Source organism: Aestuariivirga litoralis, assembly GCF_003234965.1.
Classification (GTDB): domain Bacteria; phylum Pseudomonadota; class Alphaproteobacteria; order Rhizobiales; family Aestuariivirgaceae; genus Aestuariivirga; species Aestuariivirga litoralis.
Genome location: NZ_QKVK01000003.1, coordinates 357,831 through 377,433 on the forward strand (window position 1 = coordinate 357,831; position 19,603 = coordinate 377,433).

Annotated in this window: 13 protein-coding genes and 1 pseudogene; 6 read left to right on the forward strand and 8 right to left on the reverse strand. The window is 58.3% G+C overall.

Annotation, left to right across the window (positions count from 1 at the left end):
• Window positions 1-37: 37 nt before the first annotated feature.
• From ubiB to mutS, 5 genes are read right to left on the reverse strand one after another with little or no spacing between them, the layout of a single operon-like run.
• The gene (ubiB, locus tag DK847_RS09065; RefSeq protein ID WP_111197916.1) at window positions 38-1,600 is read right to left on the reverse strand and encodes a 2-polyprenylphenol 6-hydroxylase; all 1,563 of its coding nucleotides are present in this window, start codon (window positions 1,598-1,600) and stop codon (window positions 38-40) included.
• Complete coding sequence (ubiE, locus tag DK847_RS09070; protein ID WP_245414565.1) at window positions 1,600-2,367, reverse strand: bifunctional demethylmenaquinone methyltransferase/2-methoxy-6-polyprenyl-1,4-benzoquinol methylase UbiE; 768 nt, start codon at window positions 2,365-2,367, stop codon at window positions 1,600-1,602. The genes ubiB and ubiE overlap by 1 nt, the downstream gene beginning before the upstream one ends.
• 24 nt (window positions 2,368-2,391) lie before the next feature.
• The gene (gene murJ, locus DK847_RS09075) at window positions 2,392-3,948 is read right to left on the reverse strand and encodes a murein biosynthesis integral membrane protein MurJ (RefSeq protein WP_111197920.1); all 1,557 of its coding nucleotides are present in this window, start codon (window positions 3,946-3,948) and stop codon (window positions 2,392-2,394) included.
• Window positions 3,949-3,954: 6 nt separating this feature from the next.
• The gene (locus DK847_RS09080; RefSeq protein ID WP_111197921.1) at window positions 3,955-6,711 is read right to left on the reverse strand and encodes a [protein-PII] uridylyltransferase; all 2,757 of its coding nucleotides are present in this window, start codon (window positions 6,709-6,711) and stop codon (window positions 3,955-3,957) included.
• Window positions 6,708-9,419 (reverse strand): DNA mismatch repair protein MutS, encoded by a 2,712-nt coding sequence (gene mutS, locus DK847_RS09085; protein WP_111197923.1) that lies wholly within the window; start codon window positions 9,417-9,419, stop codon window positions 6,708-6,710. The genes DK847_RS09080 and mutS overlap by 4 nt, the downstream gene beginning before the upstream one ends.
• Window positions 9,420-9,531: 112 nt before the next feature.
• Here mutS and DK847_RS09090 point away from each other — a divergent pair, with 112 nt between their 5' ends.
• Entirely contained in the window at window positions 9,532-11,802 is a 2,271-nt protein-coding gene (locus DK847_RS09090; protein ID WP_111197925.1) for an NADP-dependent malic enzyme, read from the forward strand.
• On the opposite strand, the gene olsB is transcribed toward DK847_RS09090, so the two are convergent.
• The 3 genes and pseudogenes from olsB to DK847_RS09105 all read right to left on the reverse strand — a co-directional run.
• Window positions 11,792-12,568 carry a l-ornithine N(alpha)-acyltransferase gene (gene olsB, locus DK847_RS09095; RefSeq protein ID WP_245414566.1) on the reverse strand — a complete coding sequence of 259 codons (777 nt, stop codon included), beginning with the start codon at window positions 12,566-12,568 and terminating at the stop codon, window positions 11,792-11,794. The genes DK847_RS09090 and olsB overlap by 11 nt on opposite strands.
• A 102-nt stretch (window positions 12,569-12,670) precedes the next feature.
• Window positions 12,671-14,512 carry an ATP-binding protein gene (locus DK847_RS09100; protein ID WP_111197928.1) on the reverse strand — a complete coding sequence of 614 codons (1,842 nt, stop codon included), beginning with the start codon at window positions 14,510-14,512 and terminating at the stop codon, window positions 12,671-12,673.
• A 64-nt stretch (window positions 14,513-14,576) separates the two neighbouring features.
• A pseudogene (locus tag DK847_RS09105) lies at window positions 14,577-15,476 on the reverse strand (YifB family Mg chelatase-like AAA ATPase); the annotation flags it as partial.
• 142 nt (window positions 15,477-15,618) lie between these two features.
• On the opposite strand from DK847_RS09105, the gene DK847_RS09110 reads away from it, so the two are divergent.
• The 5 genes from DK847_RS09110 (at window position 15,619) to DK847_RS09125 (ending at window position 19,549) form a co-directional block, all read left to right on the forward strand.
• Entirely contained in the window at window positions 15,619-16,074 is a 456-nt protein-coding gene (locus DK847_RS09110; RefSeq protein ID WP_111197932.1) for a hypothetical protein, read from the forward strand.
• A 303-nt stretch (window positions 16,075-16,377) separates the two neighbouring features.
• Window positions 16,378-17,229, forward strand: a complete 852-nt coding sequence (locus DK847_RS09115) for a hypothetical protein (RefSeq protein WP_146256084.1) — start codon at window positions 16,378-16,380, stop codon at window positions 17,227-17,229.
• A 32-nt stretch (window positions 17,230-17,261) separates the two neighbouring features.
• Window positions 17,262-17,828: a thermonuclease family protein gene (locus DK847_RS21125; RefSeq protein WP_111197936.1), complete on the forward strand. Its 567-nt coding sequence runs from the start codon at window positions 17,262-17,264 to the stop codon at window positions 17,826-17,828.
• On the forward strand, window positions 17,825-18,331 hold the full coding sequence (locus DK847_RS20385; RefSeq protein WP_146256086.1) for a hypothetical protein: 507 nt from the start codon (window positions 17,825-17,827) through the stop codon (window positions 18,329-18,331). The genes DK847_RS21125 and DK847_RS20385 overlap by 4 nt, the downstream gene beginning before the upstream one ends.
• A gap of 66 nt (window positions 18,332-18,397) precedes the next feature.
• Window positions 18,398-19,549: a hypothetical protein gene (locus DK847_RS09125; RefSeq protein WP_111197937.1), complete on the forward strand. Its 1,152-nt coding sequence runs from the start codon at window positions 18,398-18,400 to the stop codon at window positions 19,547-19,549.
• Window positions 19,550-19,603 lie beyond the last annotated feature (54 nt).

Sequence of the window (19,603 nt, forward strand, 5' to 3'; positions counted from 1 at the left end):
CATTATGACAGCAAAGCGCTGGGCCTGCCAACCGCCCTCAGGTGATGAGCTTAATGGCTATGGCGGCGAGCGAAATAGCCCCCAGTGCCAACCAGAAGCGCGTCCAACGGGCATGTCGCGACTGGGCCTGTGCCAGCCGCTCGGTCGTCTCCCGGTCGAGCCGCAAGCCCCCGGTGGCCGCCATGTCGGCGAGCATGGTGGTGGCCCGCTTTGCATCCTCCAGCATCACGGGAAGGCCGGTGAAGAGCTGGTGGAGGGATCCGGCCGCCTCCTCCAGCTTGCCGGCCGGACCAAGTTGGCGCTTGATCCAGCCGCCGACCACCGGTTCCGCCGTTACCCACATGTTGAGGTCAGGATTCAGCGTCCGGGCTACGCCTTCGACCACAACCATGGTTTTCTGCAGCAGGAGCAGCTGCGGCTGCGTCTGCATGTCGAACTGGGCGGTGATCTCGAACAGTTGGGTGAGCAGACGAGCCATCGAAATCTGGTTCGCCGGCCGGTCCATGATCGGCTCGCCGATGGAACGGATGGCTTGAGCGAAGACGGCCGGATCATGGTGACGTGGCACATAGCCCGCCTCGAAATGCACTTCGCTCACACGGAGGTAATTGCGGGTGATGAAGCCGTAGAGGATCTCCGCCAGAAACATGCTCTCCTTCGGCCCCAGCCGGCCCACGATGCCGAAGTCGACGGCGACGAGGTTGCCTGAGCGATCGACAAAGAGGTTTCCCTGATGCATGTCGGCGTGAAAGAAGCCGTCGCGGATCGCATGGCGCAGAAAACTCTGGATCACGGTGTCTCCGAGCTTCACCAGATCGAATCCCTGGACGCGCAGTGCCTCGACATCGGCAATCGGTGTGCCGTCGATCCATTCAGTAGTCAGTACGTCGCGGCTGGTGCGCTCCCAGTCGACCTTGGGCACGCGAAAGCCTGGGTCCCCAGCTGTATTCTGCGCCATTTCTGAAAGAGCTGCAGCCTCCATGCGCAGGTCGAGTTCCTGCTTCATCGATTGCTCGAGCATATGGACGGCTGCGACGGGACGGAGTCTGCGCCCCTCCGCACTGAAGTGCTCCATCAGGCGCGCCGCAAAATAGAAACTGCCAAGATCGGCGGCGAAGCGTTTGCCAACCCCGGGGCGCAGCACCTTGACTGCCAGCTCGCGGCCATCGGGGCTCCGCGCCTTGTGCACCTGCGCGATCGAGGCTGCGGCGACAGGCGGTCCGAATTCGGTGAACAGCACGTCGACCGGTGAGCCCAGATTTTCCCTTATGATGTTTTTGGCCGTTTCGGTGGGGAAGGGCGGCAGCCGGTCCTGCAGTGCCTTCAACTCGAAGGCGCGACGCGGGCCAACCAGATCCGGCCGGGTTGCCAGAAATTGGCCAAGCTTGATGTAGCTTGGCCCCAGCGACGACAGCGCTGCTGCAACCGCCATCTCGCCACCCTTCTCCGGCTTGTGGGTGCCGAACTTCGCAATTGACAATCCCAACCGCGCAGCCCACGGCAATTGCGCGATCTGTTCCGGTGTCATCAGCGCATCGTAGGCCGCAAGGGTGCGGCCTGCGCGCAGAAGGGCGATGCTGTGCCTGATTTCGGAGAACATCAAATGCGCCAGCCCGAATGGATGGCCACCACACCACCTGTCAGATTCCGGTAACTGACATTGGCAAACCCAGCATCCTCGATCATCGCCTTGAAGTCGTCCTGCTTCGGGAAGGTGCGGATTGACTCGACGAGATAGCGGTAGGGATGGCCATCGCCCGTTACCACCTTGCCGATGGCCGGCACGGCGGTGAAGGAATAGGCATCATAGATCTTGTCCATCAGCGGCACGTCAACCTGGCTGAACTCGAGGCACAGAAAATGGCCGCCAGGCTTCAGCACGCGGTATGCTTCGCGAAGAGCCCTGTCGATGTGCGTCACGTTGCGAATGCCGAATGCAATGGTGTAGCCGTCGAAGCTCTTGTCCGGAAAGGCCAGAGTCTCGGCATTGCCGACGGTGAAGCCGCAGCGGCCCAGCAGACCTTCAGCCTCGGCGCGCTTCCGGCCTTCAGCGACCATTTCCGGCGAGATGTCGGCAACCGTCACCCGTACATTGGGACCGCCCGCCCGCAGGATTCGAAAAGCGATATCGCCGGTGCCGCCGGCCACGTCGAGATGATTGAAGGACGCCTGACCGCGCGGAGGGTTGAGCAGGGCGACGAAATCGTCTTTCCAAAGCCGGTGCAACCCGCCCGACATCAGGTCGTTCATCTGGTCGTAGCGCTCGGCCACCTTGGAGAAGACCTCGTTGACGAGACCTTGCTTCTGGTCCTCGCTGACCCTGCGGAAACCGAAGGCAACGTCCTGTTCATCGTTTTTGTCTGTCATGGGCAAGACTCTAGCCATAAAACCTCAGCGTTTCAGCATCGACTTCACTTCGGAGAACCGCATGGCCCCGGTGGCATGGGCAAGCACAAAATAGCCGACGACACCACCTGCCACGAGCACCGCAAGCCCCCAGGCCGCCGCAAGGAATCCCGCACTTTCGGCATAATTGCCTTCCAGAGCCCACGCGCCCGCCAGCAGAAGCGCCCCCATTGCCAGTGCGGCTGCGACGATGCGCGGCAGGCGCCTGCGGCAACGCTCGTCCAGCGTGAACAATCCGCGTCGTGACAGCGTCACACCCAGCAGGATGGTGTTGACCCAGGCAGCGAGGGAGGTCGCCATTGCAATCCCGACATGTCCCAGGACAAGTGAGAGAAGAATGCTTCCAATCACATTCACGATCACTGAAATCACCGCAAAGCGCATGGGCGTCCGGGTGTCCTCGCGGGCATAGAAGCCTGGCTGGAACACCTTGGTCAGGGAGAAGGCAGGCAGGCCGGACGCAAAAGCCAACAGCGCAGGTGCTACGGCGAAGGTGTCAGCGCGGGTAAAGGCTCCGTGTTCGAACACGGTATGAATGATCGGGTTCGGGATCGCCATGAGTGCAATGGCGGCAGGAAGGGTCAGGAACATCGATAGCTCGAGGGCCCGGTTCTGGCTATTAAGGGCTCCTGCCTCATTGCCCGCCCGCAGCTTGCGCGAAAGGTCGGGAAGAAGCACAACGCCGATTGCCACGCCGATCACGCCGAGCGGAAGCTGATAGAGGCGGTCGGCATAGTAGAGGAACGCAACGGCACCGGGCAGCGTGGTGGCGATCATGGTCGCCACCACGAGGTTGATCTGCATCACCCCGCCAGAGATGATGCCGGGGATCGACAGCTTGATGACGTGCTTCACATCGGGCGTGAGGCGTGGCCAGCGTGGCAGGAGGCGCATGCCCGCTCGGCGGCAGGCAATCGCAAGCAGTGCATATTGTGCAACGCCCGATGCGAAGATGCCCCAGGCGAAGATGTATCCCGTCTCGGGTGTGTTTCCGGTGGCGAGAAGCCAGGCCACGACGTTGGAGGCGATCATCACGACATTGAGCAGGATGGGCGCGGCTGCCGCCGCGGTGAATCGGTTGAGGCTGTTCAGCACCCCGGACTGGAGCGCCGTGAGGGACATGAACAGCAGATAAGGGAAGCAGATTCGGGTGAGGTCCACTGCCAGCTGGAACTTCTCGCCATCCGCCTTGAAGCCTGGGGCAATGACATAGATGACGATTGGCATTGCAATCATCGCGACGGCCGAAAAGGCCACCAGCCATGCCAGCAGAAAGGAGAACACCTCGATGGCAAAATCCCGTGCCTTGGCCTCCCCCTCGCCCTCGACTCGCTTGGCGAACAACGGCACGAAAGCGTTGTTGAAAGCCCCTTCCGCGAAAAGTGCCCGGAAAAGATTGGGGAAGCGCTGTGCCACGAAGAAAGCCTCTGCTACGAAGCTCGTCCCCAGGACGAAGGCAATCAACTGATCGCGCACGAAACCGAGTACGCGGCTCACGAGTGTGAGGCCCCCGACGGTTGCTGCGGATTTCAGAAGGGACATGTTTGATCAAACCTTGATCGGGACGACGTGTGCCGGCTTGAGAATACTGCCGAGGGCGTTCTCGATCTGCTTGTGGCGGGTCGAGCTCTCGATCTTGGCGCCGGTAAGATCGGTCACATAGAATACGTCCACTGCCTTTTCGCCGAAGGTCGTGACATGGGCGGATGCAATGTTGAGGTTGAGCTTGTAGAGAGCCTCGGTGAGGTCATAGAGCAGTCCAATCCGGTCGAGGCCATTGATTTCGATGACGGTGAAGCGGTTCGAAGACTGGTTGTCAATGATGACCCGCGGCTCCACCGTGAAGGCTCTGATCCGTTGCTGTGGCTTGTAGGCGCGTGCCACGGCTTCCTTTAGCCATAGCTCACCACGCAGTGCCTTTCGAACCAACTCGGCGATGCGCTCGGCCCGGCGACGCTCGTCCTCCTCTTCGGTGAACTCGCGCTGGATCAGAATGGTGTCCAGCGCCATTCCATCCGTAGTCGTGAAGATCTGCGCGCCAGCAATGTTTGCGCCGGCAGCTGCGCAGGCGCCGGTGATCAGTGCCAGCAGACGTGGATGATCGGGTGTATAGATCGAAAGCTCGGTGATGGCAGTGAAGGCATCCGTCTCGAAACTGGTGACGACGCTCTTGGGCGCTGCCCCGGAGATCAACTCGGCATGTTTAACTTGCTTGTCAGTGGAACTGCCCAGCCAATAGGCATCGTAATGGCGGGCAGCATAGTTGGCCTTGAGTTCGTCGCTCCATCCGGGCATTCGCGCGAAGAAGGCGGCCTGTGCACTTGCCACTCGTTCTCTGCGCGAAACGGCGGTATGGCCACCCGTCAGCACAGGCTCCGCCTCGGTATAGAGCGTTCGCAACAGTTGGCCTTTCCAGCCATTCCAAACGCCGGGTCCCACGGCGCGGATGTCTGCCACCGTCAGAATGATCAGAAGCTTTAGTCTCTCGACGCTTTGCACCACTGAGCAGAAGTCAAGGATAGTCTTGAAATCGTTGAGATCACGCATTTGCGCAGTCTCGCTCATCAGAAGATGATGGCGGATGAGCCAGGCAACAGTCTCGGTCTCCGATGGGGAAAGGCCAAGCCTTGGACAAAGATCGAGAGCTATCCGTTCTCCGGCGATGGAGTGGTCTTCCTTCCGGCCCTTGGCAATGTCGTGCAGGAAGACGGCTACATAAAGAAGGCGGCGGCTGGTGATCGTTGGAAAGATAGCAGTGGAAAGCGGGTGGTCCTCGGAGAGCCGGCCGCGTTCGATTGCGGACAGGTGTCCGACCGCACGGATCAGATGCTCGTCAACCGTATAGTGATGATACATGTTGAACTGCATCATCGCGACGATACGGCCGAATTCCGGAATGAAGCGACCAAGGACACCGGCCTCGTTCATCATCCGCAAGACGACGTCGGGGTCAGCGCTGGCGGTCAGCAGTTCGAGAAATATGGCATTGGCCTCCGGATCATCAAGGATGCCGCGGAGAAGTCCCAATGACTTGCGCACCAGCTTCAGTGCATCAGGATGAATCTCCGCACCGTGCCGACCTGCTACGGCAAAGAGCCTGATCATGTTGATCGGGTTCGTCATGAAGATGTCTGGCGAACTCGGCAACACGCGTCCGCCTTCCACCCGGAAATCCGGCGCATCACGCAGCGTACCAGACGTCTTGGAAATCAGCCGGCCAAGCACGCGCCCCAACCCCGGGGCTTCCTTGACCTGTTGCGCCTCAAGGCTGGCGCAGAGGATGCGCGTCAGATCGCCAACGTCCTTTGCCACAAGAAAGTAATGTTTCATGAAGCGTTCGACGTGCTTCAGGCCGCCATGTGCCTTGTAGCCCAATCGCTCCGCGATGTCTGATTGCCGGTCAAAGCTGAGCCGGTCGTTGCCTCGCCTTGACAGGAAGTGAAGGTGGCAGCGCACGGCCCACAGGAAACGCTCACATTTCTTGAAGGTGGCAAGTTCCTGCTGGCTGAAGGCACCCTTTTCGGCCAACTCGTCAGTTGAATTCGTGGCATAGATGTACTTGGCGATCCAGAACAGCGTGTTCAGATCACGGAGGCCGCCCTTTCCGTCCTTGACGTCGGGCTCGACGAGATAGCGGCTTTCCCCGACCTTCAGGTGTCTGAGGTCACGTTCCCCCAGCTTGTCGGCAATGAAGTCTCGCGCCCCCTTGGATACGATCTCTCGACGAAAATCATTGACCAGGGCGGCGAACAGCGTCTCGTCACCGCAAATATAGCGGGCTTCGAGAATGGCCGTGAGAATGGTGTTGTCGGATCGGGCGAGGCGGATGCATTCCTCGATACTCCGAGTGGCGTGGCCTACCTTCTGACGAGTATCCCACAAGCAATAGAGAATGAATTCGACGATGTTCTGAACACGCTCGGTCTGGCGCGTCGGCAGCACGAAGAGCAGGTCGATGTCCGAACCGGGGGCGAGTGTGCCGCGTCCATAGCCGCCCACTGCGACGACTGCAATCCGTTCCTCGTGGCCGCGTGCTGGATAAAGCGTGTTGTTTGCGAAGTCGAACAGTGAGCGAATGATCTCGTCCTCTGCATCGCTCAGCAATTCGGCGCAGCGTGTGCCATCTCCGTCCCCAATCAATCCTTCCTCGGCCCGAGCGTGGGCTTGCTCCAGGGCGTGCTTCACGATCTTCACGACTGCTGGCCGAAGTTCGGGCCTTGCGCCGGCTAGGTTTGCCCCGGCAGTGGTCAAGTCAGTACGCAACTGATGAATATCGACGAGAAGGGATGGCGCGGAGTTGGTCATGATGGCTGCCGTGCCGCCAGCAGGCTCTTGAGCTCGTAAACAAGCGCCAACGCGTCCCGCGGTGACAATTCGTCTGCTACGACCCCAGACAGTCTTTTCTCCACCGCACTTTCGCGCTTTGCAGCCGGTGCGGCGGCAAAGAGCGGCAGGTCCTCGGCCAGGCCGGACGTGGGTCCCTTCGCTCCTTGCCGCTCAAGTCTTTCCAGGACTTGCTGCGCGCGATTGATGACAGCCGCGGGCAGCCCGGCGATCTGCGCGACATGGATGCCGTATGACCGGTCCGCAACGCCTGCGACGACTTCATGCAGGAAAATGATCTGATCCTGCCACTCCTTCACCTTCATCGTCGCATTCGCGAGGTGCGGCAATTTGGCCGCGAGCTGGGTGAGTTCATGGTAATGGGTGGCAAACAGTGCGCGGCATCTGTTTTCGCCGTGGAGATGTTCGAGTGTCGCCCATGCGATGGAGAGGCCATCATAGGTTGCAGTGCCGCGTCCGATCTCATCAAGAATTACGAATGAGCGTTCGGTTGCCTGGTTCAGGATTGCAGCGGTCTCCACCATTTCAACCATGAAGGTCGAACGGCCACGAGCGAGGTCATCTGCCGCACCGACCCGGCTAAACAGGCGATCAACGACCCCGAAATGTGCATCCGCCGCGGGCACGAATGATCCCATCTGCGCGAGGATGACGATGAGCGCATTCTGGCGCAGATAAGTCGACTTGCCGGCCATGTTCGGGCCTGTAAGCAGGCAGAGTCGCCTGGCGTCTCCCGACACGTCACAGTCGTTGGCAACGAAGGATCCGGCAGCCTTGTCCTGCAATGCGGCCTCAACGACTGGATGCCGACCGCCGCGGACGGTGAAGCCAGTTGATCCATCCACGCGCGGTCTTACATAGCGGCGCCGTTCCGCCACTTCAGCAAGTGCCGCCGCTGCATCGAGTCGCGCCGATGCATCAGCAATCTTGGAGAGCAGATCCCTGCGAGCATCGACTCTGGCGCAGAGCGTCGAGAAGATTTCCTGTTCCAGTGCTAGCGCCTTCTCGGCGGCAGCGGCAATGCGTTGATCGAGCGATGCGAGCTCCGTGGTCACGAAGCGCATCGCACTCGCGACCGTCTGCCGATGAATGAACAGTCCGGCCTTGTCCGCGGTCTGAAGCAGGGAAGCTGATGTAGCGGGTACCTCGATGAAGTAACCAAGCACATTGTTGTGCTTCACCTTCAGGGACTTGATGCCCGAGATCTCGGAATAGCGTGCCTGCAATCCGGCAATGACATGCCGTGTTTCATCGCGAAGAGAGCGGTTCTCATCAAGGTCGACGGAATAACCTTGCTTCACGAAGCCGCCGTCTCGTGCGAATGCGGGAAGTTCATGGTCTAGCGCCGCATCGAGATCTCGCGCGAGATCGAGGTCAGTCCAACTCAGTGTTTCGCAGATGTGGTCGAGGTTCTCAGGAAGGCCACTGATTGTCGCGCTGCCGCCCAACCGGTGAGCAAGGTGGCCGGCGATCATCAGCCCGTCGCGCACGGCCGCCAGATCACGCGGGCCACCGCGGGAAATGGCTACACGGCCCAAAGCTCGCTCGAGATCTGGCATGCGTGCCAGAAGCTTGCGGACGTCCTCGCGCAGTGAAGGATCGGCCACGAAGTGGGCCACCTCGTCAAGGCGGTTCGCAATCGCATAAGGGTCGCAAAGCGGGTTCGACAATCGCGAAGCAATGCAGCGAGATCCCGCAGCGGTGATAGCGTCGTCGATCACGGAAAGAAGGCTTCCGCGCCGCTCTCCTCCAAGCGTTCTTGTGAGTTCGAGATTCGCTCGTGTTGCCGGGTCGATGAGCAGAACTGAGGATGCCACTTCGCGCCGGGGCGGCCGAAAGTGCGGCAGCTTTCCCGCCTGGGTGATCAGAACATATTCGAGAAGACCACCCAGCGCGGAGATCTCTGGACGCGTAAAGCTGCCGAAGCCTTCCAGCGCCTTCACGTCGAATTGTTCCTTGAGACGTCGTTCTGCCGCGAGTGAGTCGAATTTCACTGCAGGAAGCGGCGTTAGCGGCGCCCCTGTCCGGTCCAGGAGTTCCGTGAACTCAGGCTCGGCAAGCAGCGTGTCGGCGGCGATGATTTCGCGAGGATCAAGGCGGGTGAGGTCGGCCGAGAGGCGGTTTGAGGAAGTTTGCATCACAGCCAGTTCACCTGAGCTGATGTCTGCCCAGGCTATGGCGATGTCACCCGTTGCCTTGTTCCGGGTCACGCTGACGAGGAAATTGTGGCTCCGCGAATCAAGCAGATTGTCTTCCGTCAGGGTTCCCGGTGTCACCAGACGAACCACGTCTCGTTTGACAACGGCCTTGGAACCACGCTTGCGGGCTTCCGCAGGATCCTCAAGCTGTTCGCAGACGGCGACGCGATGGCCCATCCTGATCAGTTTCTGGAGATAGGCATCCGCTGCGTGTACCGGCACGCCGCACATCGGGATATCCTCTCCCATGTGCTTTCCACGCTTGGTCAGCGTGATACCGAGGGCCGAGGCCGCGATCTCCGCATCTTCGAAGAATAGCTCGTAGAAATCCCCCATCCGGAAAAACAGCAGGCTTCCCGGATTGGCCTGTTTCAGCACCAGGAACTGGGCCATGACGGGTGTTGCACGGCTGGAGGTATCCTCCCCCGCTCCCTCGCCAATATGGTCCAATTCGCTCACGGTGACCTCCATAGCAGGAATCGACCAAAGAGGTACAAGAGGCGATTTCGGAATGCTTGAGTGTCTCCCCCCACCCCTCTAGTCTGGCGGACCCGAATTCCAGAATTGTTTGCAGGGCAAAGACATGGACCAGAAACCGCGCCGTCCGACCATCACCGACGAGGAAGCCCTGCAATTCCACCAGCGTGGCAAGCCGGGAAAGCTGGAAATCAACCCCACCAAGCCGATGGCCACCCAGCGGGACCTGTCACTCGCCTATAGCCCTGGCGTTGCCGTCCCGGTCCGGCGCATCGCCGAGGCACCGGAAACGGCATACGATTACACGGCCAAAGGCAACCTCGTTGCGGTCATCTCGAACGGCACGGCCATCTTGGGGCTGGGCGACCTTGGTGCACTGGCGTCAAAGCCCGTGATGGAGGGCAAGGCCGTCCTGTTCAAGCGCTTTGCCGATGTCGACTCGATCGATCTCGAGGTCGACACCAAGGACGTGGAGCAGTTCATCAACTCCGTGCGGTACCTCGGTCCCTCCTTTGGTGGCATCAACCTTGAAGACATCAAGGCACCAGACTGCTTCATCATCGAGCAGCGCCTGCGCGAAATGATGGATATTCCCGTCTTTCATGACGACCAGCACGGAACCGCGATCATCGCCACCGCGGGTCTGATCAATGCCCTGCACCTGACGAAGAGGGACCTCAAGACCGCGAAGATCGTGTGCAATGGCGCCGGTGCAGCGGCGATTGCTTGCGTGGAGCTGATAAAGTCGCTTGGGGTACCGAATGGCAATGTGATCCTCGCTGACTCCAAGGGTGCTGTCTACAAGGGCCGCACGGAAGGCATGAACCAGTGGAAGTCCGCCCATGCGGTGGAAACGGCTGCTCGCTCGCTTGCCGATGCGATGGAAGGCGCGGACGTTTTTTTTGGCCTTTCGGTTGCCGGTGCGCTGACCCCAGCCATGGTCAAGAGCATGGCGCCTAACCCGATCATCTTCGCCATGGCCAATCCCGACCCTGAGATTACCCCCGAGGATGTGCTCAAGGTACGTCAGGACGCCATCATGGCCACAGGCCGCTCGGACTATCCGAACCAGATCAACAATGTCCTCGGCTTCCCATATATCTTCCGCGGTGCGCTCGATGTGCGCGCCCGCACCATCAACGACGAGATGAAGATCGCGGCTGCCCATGCTCTGGCCGATCTCGCCCGAGAAGACGTGCCGGACGAGGTCGCTGCTGCTTATCACGGTCCGCGTCCGTCCTTTGGGCGAGACTATCTGATTCCGGTTCCCTTCGATCCACGACTCATCTCCAAAATTCCTGTTGCCGTTGCCAAGGCCGCGATGGAAAGCGGTGTTGCCCGCAAGCACATTGCTGACCTCGATGAATATGCCAATTCTCTGTCAGCTCGCCTCGATCCCATTGCCGGTACCCTGCAGAGCGTATTCGGCAAGGTACGCGTGGCGCCGAAGCGCGTGGTCTTCGCGGAAGGAGAGGAAGACCGCATGATCCGCGCAGCAAACAGCTATGCAAGTGCTGGACTGGGCCGGGCCATCCTCATCGGCCGGGAGACTCAGATCCAGGATACGCTGGCGAACAGCGGGCTCGAACTCAATGAGAATGTCGAGATTTCAAATGCCCGCATTTCTGAGCGCAATGTCGATTATGCCAACTTCCTGTACGAGCGTTTGCAGCGCAACGGCTTCCTGCTGCGCGATTGCCAGCGCATGGTGAACCAGGACCGCAACGTCTTTGCCGCCTGCATGGTTGCGATGGGCGATGCGGATGCGATGGTGACGGGGCTCACCCGCAATTTTTCCTTGGCGCTCGACAATGTTCGCCAGGCCATCGACAACCGTCCGGGTCACCGTCCGATTGGCGTATCGATGGCACTGGTCCGTGGGCGGACCGTCTTCATCGCAGACACCTCGATCCACGAACTCCCGTCCCCCGACGAACTTGCCGATATTGCACAGGAAGCGGCAGGTGTGGCGCGGCGTTTCGGTTACGAGCCGCGCGTTGCGTTCCTGTCCTACTCGACCTTCGGCTATCCGCGAGGCGAGCGGGCGGCCTACGTGCGTGATGCGGTGAGTGTACTTGATCGTCGCAATGTTGATTTCGAGTATGACGGAGAAATGGCTGCCGACGTGGCACTTTCGCGAGAGGCGATGGCGCTGTATCCGTTCTGCCGACTCACCGGCCCGGCGAATGTGCTGGTGATGCCGGCCGCGCACTCGGCATCAATCTCCACCAAGATGCTGCAGCAGTTGGGCGGTGTAACTGTTGTCGGTCCGCTGCTCACGGGGCTCGACCGTCCCGTGCAGATTGCGGCAATGTCGGCGACTGCATCAGAGATCCTGAACCTGGCGGCGATCGCGGCCTATGACATCAATCGGTAGGCGCCCCGAAATGAGCAAAATACCGTGGGTTGATCGCTGAGACAGGAAGAATGATAAGGACATCGATGGTGTTGAACTGCCTGTCGATGACGGCACCGTCGCCGATGTAGCAACCTAGGCGGAGGTATCCCTTGATGAGCGGCGGCAGTAGCTTCAGGGCTTGCCTCTGGTCGATCTGACCGGATGGCAGGCGGTTCATCTCGATTCTTTGGTCGGGGTGTGCCTGGACGTTCCAGTTGCTGGGCGCAGCCGCATTTGCCAGCAGGCCGAGAGAGACGGCGTGGTCATCGGGGTTCGTGCCTTCCAAACTCGCACACCCCAGCATGACGTCGATCCTGTGCAGGCGGACGTAGTTCCAGATACCCTGCCAGAGCAGCTCGACGACTGGCTTGGTTCGGTAGGGGGCCAGAACGCAGGAGCGGCCGAGTTCGAGAAAGCGCAGTTGCGGGTGGGCCGCGATCAGAGGCGCGATGTCGAATTCGCCTTGTGTGTAGAAGCCGCCATTAGCTTCGGCCACCTCCTGGCGCAGGAGCCTGTAGGTGCCGATGAGTTCTCCGTCCACCAGGCTGATGCCATCATCATCGGTAACTTCTCCGCGCCTGACGACAACGAGATGGTCGCAGATCGCGTCAAACCGGTCACTGTCGAACCGGGAGATCGCCATGTCCCCGACTGGGCTCGCACCAAGTTCCTCGTAAAATACGAGGTAACGAAGCCTCTGGCAGGCCAGGATTTCGTCAGGCCCGGATGCCTGACGCAGGATCAAGTCGCCCTTTTCGGCGCGAATGTCGAGAGGTGGCTGCAGCGTCCTACTCCTGGATGGCTTCTTGCCACAGACAGCCGTCGTGTGAAAGTATCGTGACGGTTCTCAGGCGACCACTTGTCGCTTCATGAGGCGTGAGATCGCCTCCTCCAGGGCATCGCGATCGAAGGGCTTGGACAGGAATCCGTCCATGCCTGCCGTGAGACAGGCGTCTATGTCCTCTCTTTGCACATTGGCCGTCAGAGCGAGAATCGGAAGGTGCGGAAGTGACTTGTCGGCCTCCTTTCTTCGAATGCTCCGTGTTGCCTCCAAACCGTCCATGACAGGCATTTCGACGTCCATGATGATAAGGTCTGGTCGCTTGCCGGTCGCAAGCACGTCGAGCACGTCTTCACCGGTCTTCGCCGTCGATACACTGTATCCTTCACGCCGCAGGAGTGTGCTGGCAAGCAGCATGTTGACGGGGTTGTCCTCTGCCAACAACACATGAAGCTGCCGCTTCGACTGAAGTGAAATCACGTTCCGCTGGGGTGCTGTTTCCGGATGTGTGGTTTCGGTCCGTAGCGTTACCAGACGCAGCAGGGAATGCCGGCGGAAGGGCTTCAGGAGATAGCCGGCGAAGTTCTTGGCGAGCAGATCCGCGAACTGGCGCCGTTCTTCGCTGCGGAGCATCAGATAGACTCTTTGATTGCCGACCCCGGCCGCCTGCGGCCAGGAGTTGTGGAGAATCTCGGCAAATTCACTGTCGCACAAGACTGCCGTTCGGGCCGTCGCATCGACATCACCAAGCAAGCGAAGCAATTCATGAGGGTACTGCAGCATCTCCACGTCTGCACCGCTGTCCTCGAGTGTCTCGCGGATATGGTCAGCAGTGATCGATGGCGATGCGGCAAGAACAAAGCTGCGGCGACGCAACAGGTCCTGTGCGCCAAGTACCGCCGGCTCCTCAACCGGGAGGATGACATCGAAGGATGAACCCTCGCCTGGCGTCGATCTCACGGAGATCGTGCCACCCATGGCCTCCACCAGTCGGCGCGATATCGTCAATCCCAATCCGGTGCCGCCAAACAACTGACGGGTCTCTTCGTTCGCCTGGGTGAACTCCTCGAAGATCCGCTGCTGCTCGTCAGCGGACATGCCGATACCGGAGTCACTCACCGTAATTGTCAGCCTTCGATCATCCCCAAGGCGAGCACTTATCCCAACCCCTCCTGACGGCGTGAACTTGATCGCGTTCCCACAGAGGTTCAGCAGCACTTGCCGGAGCCGCCGCTCGTCACCTCGTATCTGGGACGGTATCCGCATCGAGATGAAACTCGAGATTTCGATCCCCTTCGCATGAGCGCGAGGCGCCAGAAGCTCGGTAACGGATTCAATCAAGGCGGCAAGGTCGAAAGGTTCCCGGGATACGTCTACGCTCTGCCGTTCGGCGATCGAGGCATCGAGGAGCTCGTCGACGATCGACAGCAGAGCGCGGGCAGAGGAGTCTGCCGTACGCGCATAGTTCCGCTGCTCGAGGGTCAGAGGAGTCTCCATCAGCAAACCGAGCATGCCGAGGATGCCATTCATTGGCGTCCGGATTTCGTGGCTCGTGATGGCGAGGAATCGCGACTTGGCAACATTTGATGCTTCGGCACGGGAGTTTGCCTCCTGCAGAGCCCTGGCTGACGTCGCCAGCTCCCTGAGCCGCCTGTCCGTGCCTCTCCGCCACATGATCTGGGTAATGACGAGGGTGAGGGAGATGGCGAGCCCTGCTGCAGCCATGGCTTCGAGTACCATAGGCGGCATATCAGTGCGCATTGCCAGTGCACCGATCCCGGCAAAGAGCAACACGATGGCAGTCGAGGCGATCAATCCACCGCGGTCGGTTGGTGCCTCCGTGGCAAGGTGGATGGTCGAAGTGGCCGAGGCGGTGGATGGCAGATCTTTGCGCATGTCTGAAAACATGCCACGCGCTTCTTTCAAATGACTTACGTGTGGAAGAACATGGTGAAACAGGAGTTAACAGGACCTAAGCGACGGCTACGAAGGCAGAAAGCTTCTGCCGATAACTGAGTGCTTCTGCGATGTGTATGCGTGCAACCTCCTCGCGGCGATCCAGATCGGCGAGGGTACGGGCCACGCGCAACACCCGGTGATAGCCGCGAGCCGATAACTTCATCGCGTCCGCTGCGTCCCTCAAGAGCGCGAGGCCTGCAGGATCCGGCCGGGAAATTTCTTCGAGCAGTGCCCCGTCAGCCTCGGCATTCGTCCGAAGGTCAGGTTTTCCCAAGCTGGCAAAGCGGTTTAACTGGATCTGGCGGGCAATCAGCACGCGCTTGGCAACGTCTTCGCTTGCCTCCTTCGGAGGTGGCAGGGCGAGATCGGAGGGCTTCACGGCCGCAAGCTCGATCTGGATGTCCATGCGGTCGAGGAGCGGACCGGAAATGCGTGCCTGATAATCCGCAGCGCAGCGGGGGCCACTGCGACAGACATGCCCCGGCTGCCCCGCGTAGCCGCATTTGCATGGATTCATGGCTGCAACGAGTTGGAACCGCGCTGGATAGGTGACATGGTAGTTGACGCGTGCAACCACTGCTTCGCCCGTCTCCATTGGTTGGCGAAGGGATTCAAGAACGCGCGGCTGGAACTCTGGCAATTCGTCGAGAAAGAGCACGCCATGGTGCGCCAGGGCCATTTCCCCCGGCCTGGCACGAAGACCACCGCCCACAAGGGCTGGCATTGATGCGGAATGATGGGGCGCGCGGAACGGCCTGCGTCTGGACAACTGCCCGTTCGATAACTCTCCTGCCAGCGACGCCACCATGCTGATGTCCAGCATCTCACGCGAATCCATCGGCGGCAGGATGGACGGCAGGCGCTGCGCCAGCATCGATTTTCCGGCGCCTGGCGGCCCCACCATCAGCATATGCGGAACAATAGGGACCATGAGGTTATTCGAGGAGACCTCAGCTCATCCTTCTAATTGTTATCTGCTGAGGTTCCGCGGGTTGCGCAATCCACTGTGGAACATTACTCTGGTTCCCCAAAGTAAGCTTTACGCAGGGTGACTCATGACCGACGGAAACTCAAAGAGCTTGGCCACGCAGAACAGTTCGAAAGAGCTGGCTGATCCTGAGGCGATCAACCTAGGCCGCAGTGACATGCTCGATCTCTCTGGCCTCACGGATCAGCAAAAGGCTGAACTGAAGAAGCAATACGCTTCAAGCATGATAAGCATGAAGACGAAGGCCGAAGAACTAAAGATGGACGTTGGAGCACTAGATGCTGCCATTGGAAGCTTCACGGATCAGGCATCCAAGGCGGCACAATCGGGCATCAGTGCCACAATCTCCCACTCTCAGACCTCAACGATAGGTCGAACCGAGGTAATAGTTGGGAATACCGAAAAGGCTGCAGCTGGTAAGTTGACGAGAAGCGCACTCGGTGAGCAGGACAGAACGATCTGGATAGTCGCCATCATTGCTGTTGCAGTAATCGTAGTAGCGCTCCTAATCGTCAATCGCTGATGTGGAAAAAGACCATCAGAATATCCAGCCTCGAAGAAGCGCAGAACGCAATAGCAATATTGCCAAGGCTCGTCTCTGAAGCTGGACTTCCGACCGCTGAAGCCTCTCTTCTTGAAGATCAACTGGTTACAGTGTTGCACTTTGTGGAAACGCAGTTCCGCCGGGGTAGCACAAAGACGCTTCGTTTTAAGCGCCAACTTGAAGGCGACAGGTATCATGTCACAGTTATGGCCGGGCCTCCCGCAGCGAACGGCGTGTGGGGGTTAATCTCCAAATTGATACCCGGCAATAGGAACGGCTGACTTGTCGCGTCGATCCTATCGTTCGCGCTATAGACCCGCGAGCAATCCCGGCTGGGAAGCCGCGAGAAAGCATATCGAAGAAGCCCAGGAGTTCTCTGAAGAACTTGGAGGCCACGACGAAGATGTGAAGGACTATTTTTTTGGCCTCCGCGGAGCGCAACTCGAAAGGGTCTTGACCGAGTACGGTCGGCAATACGGTTCCGATAAGGAAGCATACGCGCGAGCCACGATGTCTAAGTGGAAGTCGGGCAGAACGCAGATGTCTGGCCTTGTAGCAAAGAGGCTGTTCAGCTTGCTTCCGGAGTTGATGCCCTTAGACAAGAAGTTTGAACTCGCTGGCAATCTGTGGAGGTTCTTCGGCCCCCAATCCCAACACAGCTACGTAATTGGTCCCGAGACCAGCATCACTGAAATTGAAAGCATTGTAGCTGCGCGTCTCTCTCAAGTAGTCTTGCAGTATCAAGTGCCTGACAACCTGAAGAAGCGGTTCTCGTGGCTTGCGAAGGGAGATGTCACGCTAAGCGAAAGGATGCTCAACCACTTCCGCCAGCAAGAAAAGGAGTTGGTTCTTGATAAGCTTCGTTCAGAACTGCCCGTCCTGCAACGCCACATGAGGGAAAGTGCTAACTTTACGAAGTCTATGAAGCAGACACTGACTCTGCAGAAACATACTGTTGAGGTATGGCTTGATGCGAGCGGAGGGGCAACAGTTCGCGAAGGCTCGCTGAAGCCAGCCTTCTTTTTCCGTTCAGCTAAGAGTGGCACAGGTATCTCTGAGGGAGGTTGGGATAACCTCGGATTCTTTGGTATAGTGGGGATCATCATCCTCATTCTTGTCCTGATCAGCAGGTAGAGACAGAGGTGAGATCATCCACAGTGCCACTCATGGCGTTTGGAGCCGTAGTAGGCGTTGGAATCATAGCACTCGCAATAGGTAGCGGGCATCGAAAGGATCAATCTCAATCGTCAATAAGCGATGTCACGACGAACACCACTGGTGGAGTCGAGGATTCAACCGTATTCACCGGAAACAGTGGTAGTCCAAAAGGACGCGCGGTCGTAGTCGATGGTGATACCCTAGACATCGACGGCAAGAGGATTCGCTTAATTGGTATAGATGCAGTCGAGTCATCTCAGAGATGCAAGCTCGACAACGTTGAATGGGACTGCGGATCAGATGCAGCAGACGCTCTACGGAATTGGATAGGCGACAGCTTGGTGTCCTGCAAGGGTGGTGAACATGATCGCTATTCTAGGCTGCTGGCCCATTGCTCTACCCGAGCGGACGACATTGGAGCGTGGATGGTATCCAATGGCTGGGCTGTAGCGTATCGGCGTTATAGCGACGAGTATGCTAATCTCGAGGACACCGCAAGAGAGGAGCGGCGAGGTATCTGGCACTCCCAATTCGAGATGCCTTGGGATTGGCGACATAGGAGGAAGGCACAATGATAGCTGAGCCACAGCTGGAAAGCCTATGCGCGTCTTTAGACGATTCTGTATGCTTTGAAGCCTTAGTGACTGGTGATGTCCATTGGTTCGCCGACTGGCCCTGTGGCGATGTTCCGCGTTCTGGCTCTATCGTGTATTCGATCTGGAATAGAAGCCTTGAGTTCATCTATGTCGGAATGTCCGGCAGAGGGCCTACGGTAGGTGGCGGTCAGAAGAAGGGGCCGTGGGGACGCATTAACAGCCATGCGAGCGGAAAGAGAAGTGGCGATCAGTTCTGCGTCTATGTTCATGACTTTCTAGTCATCCATTCACTTCACAATCGCCTCGAGGAGGTCAAGATGCGCACACTGAGCCTTGATCAAGCGACCCGATCCTACATTCGTGAAAACTTCGGGTTTCGATGGATGGCCGCCGCAAGCGGAACGGAGGCGTTAAGGATTGAGCGCCTCATCCAGCGTGGCAAATCTCCTTTAGGATTGCCGCTGCTCAATCCTCTACCTTGACTGTAGACAGCGACTACCAGAACGTCCTCGCCTGTTATTCAGTTTTCTGCGCCCGTTGGAGATCACATGAAGGACATGTTCGCAACTATTTCTGATTTGAGGCATCTGGTGTTTTCGAGAGTTTGTCGGATCGTTATTCTAGCCAGTGTGTCCCTGGCATTCGGATTGCAAACCGCTCTAGTTGTTCAGTGTGCAGAGTTTTCGGTCAAGGAGGTGCGGAATGTCCTCAGCAAATCCGCAAGTAAAATCGATCACTACATATATCTGGATGGGCGAATTGAAAGCGGTGACTTGGTGAAGTTTAACTCAGCAGTCAGAGATGTATTTTCACTGATCAAGAAGGAGCAGGACTTTTCGAGTGACGCCCCAATTCATGACGTCAACGAGGACAACTGGATTAAGCTTGTTCTTAACTCGGACGGTGGAGACGTTAGAGAATCGATGGCCATTGGTCGCCGGGTTCGAGAATTGATGGGCGAGACCAATGTATACGGCACCTTGGTTTTGCTGAGGTCAGCACCATCATCCAAAAAAGAATTCGATCAGCAGTTAGAGTGGCCGGACTTCTTTCCCGCCATGGTCGACAACGCTCAGGAAGGACCCCCGCTATACAAGCACTGCTACAGCGCATGCATACTGATCCTCGTTGCTGGTGTACAGCGTTTTGCTGCCAGCAATATAGATGAGACAGGTTGGAATGCAGAAGACGCTACTGGCGAAAAGAAGATTGTGCCGACACTTGGTCTTCATCGCCCATACTTCGCGAAGGAGGAATTCGCGAAGCTAACAGTGAAGGACGCCGCGCAACAATTTCATGATCTAGAGCAAGACGTTTCTAAATACCTAGTTGAAATGGGTGCATCTCAGTACATGATCGATCGAATGATGGCGACCAACTCAGAGAGCATCGACCTCGTCGAGGATGATGACATTAAGAAGCTATTTCCTTGGCGAGATCCATTTTACGAAGAATGGATCATTGCGAAGTGCCAGGGATATGAATTGAGTGCGGAGGACAAGGCCACGTGGGAATGGTTCAATAAGGAATGGTCAAAGACTAGAGGAGAGGTTCCGATCGAGAACTTCATTCCAAAGGGTATGACCGCGGACGAAGCAAAGAGCATCCTTCAAAAGGAAGGAATTCGAAACACAGGCATGCAGGGCTGCGAGTTCCGTACGAGAACAGCTCAGCAGGAGTCGATCCTATCCGCTAATTGACATCGCAATCTCTACTCCCGCCTAACTGGTTGCAGGCCGTCAATAGCCAGTATT

What these genes read in the sequence shown, in the direction of transcription:
- DK847_RS09110 (WP_111197932.1), top strand. Translation starts at nt 15,619, where the DNA reads ATGACCGACGGAAACTCAAAGAGCTTGGCCACGCAGAACAGTTCGAAA.
- ubiB (WP_111197916.1), bottom strand. Translation starts at nt 1,600, where the DNA reads ATGTTCTCCGAAATCAGGCACAGCATCGCCCTTCTGCGCGCAGGCCGC.
- murJ (WP_111197920.1), bottom strand. Translation starts at nt 3,948, where the DNA reads ATGTCCCTTCTGAAATCCGCAGCAACCGTCGGGGGCCTCACACTCGTG.
- mutS (WP_111197923.1), bottom strand. Translation starts at nt 9,419, where the DNA reads ATGGAGGTCACCGTGAGCGAATTGGACCATATTGGCGAGGGAGCGGGG.
- DK847_RS21125 (WP_111197936.1), top strand. Translation starts at nt 17,262, where the DNA reads ATGGCGTTTGGAGCCGTAGTAGGCGTTGGAATCATAGCACTCGCAATA.
- DK847_RS20385 (WP_146256086.1), top strand. Translation starts at nt 17,825, where the DNA reads ATGATAGCTGAGCCACAGCTGGAAAGCCTATGCGCGTCTTTAGACGAT.
- ubiE (WP_245414565.1), bottom strand. Translation starts at nt 2,367, where the DNA reads ATGACAGACAAAAACGATGAACAGGACGTTGCCTTCGGTTTCCGCAGG.
- DK847_RS09100 (WP_111197928.1), bottom strand. Translation starts at nt 14,512, where the DNA reads ATGTTTTCAGACATGCGCAAAGATCTGCCATCCACCGCCTCGGCCACT.
- DK847_RS09125 (WP_111197937.1), top strand. Translation starts at nt 18,398, where the DNA reads ATGAAGGACATGTTCGCAACTATTTCTGATTTGAGGCATCTGGTGTTT.
- DK847_RS09080 (WP_111197921.1), bottom strand. Translation starts at nt 6,711, where the DNA reads ATGACCAACTCCGCGCCATCCCTTCTCGTCGATATTCATCAGTTGCGT.
- DK847_RS09090 (WP_111197925.1), top strand. Translation starts at nt 9,532, where the DNA reads ATGGACCAGAAACCGCGCCGTCCGACCATCACCGACGAGGAAGCCCTG.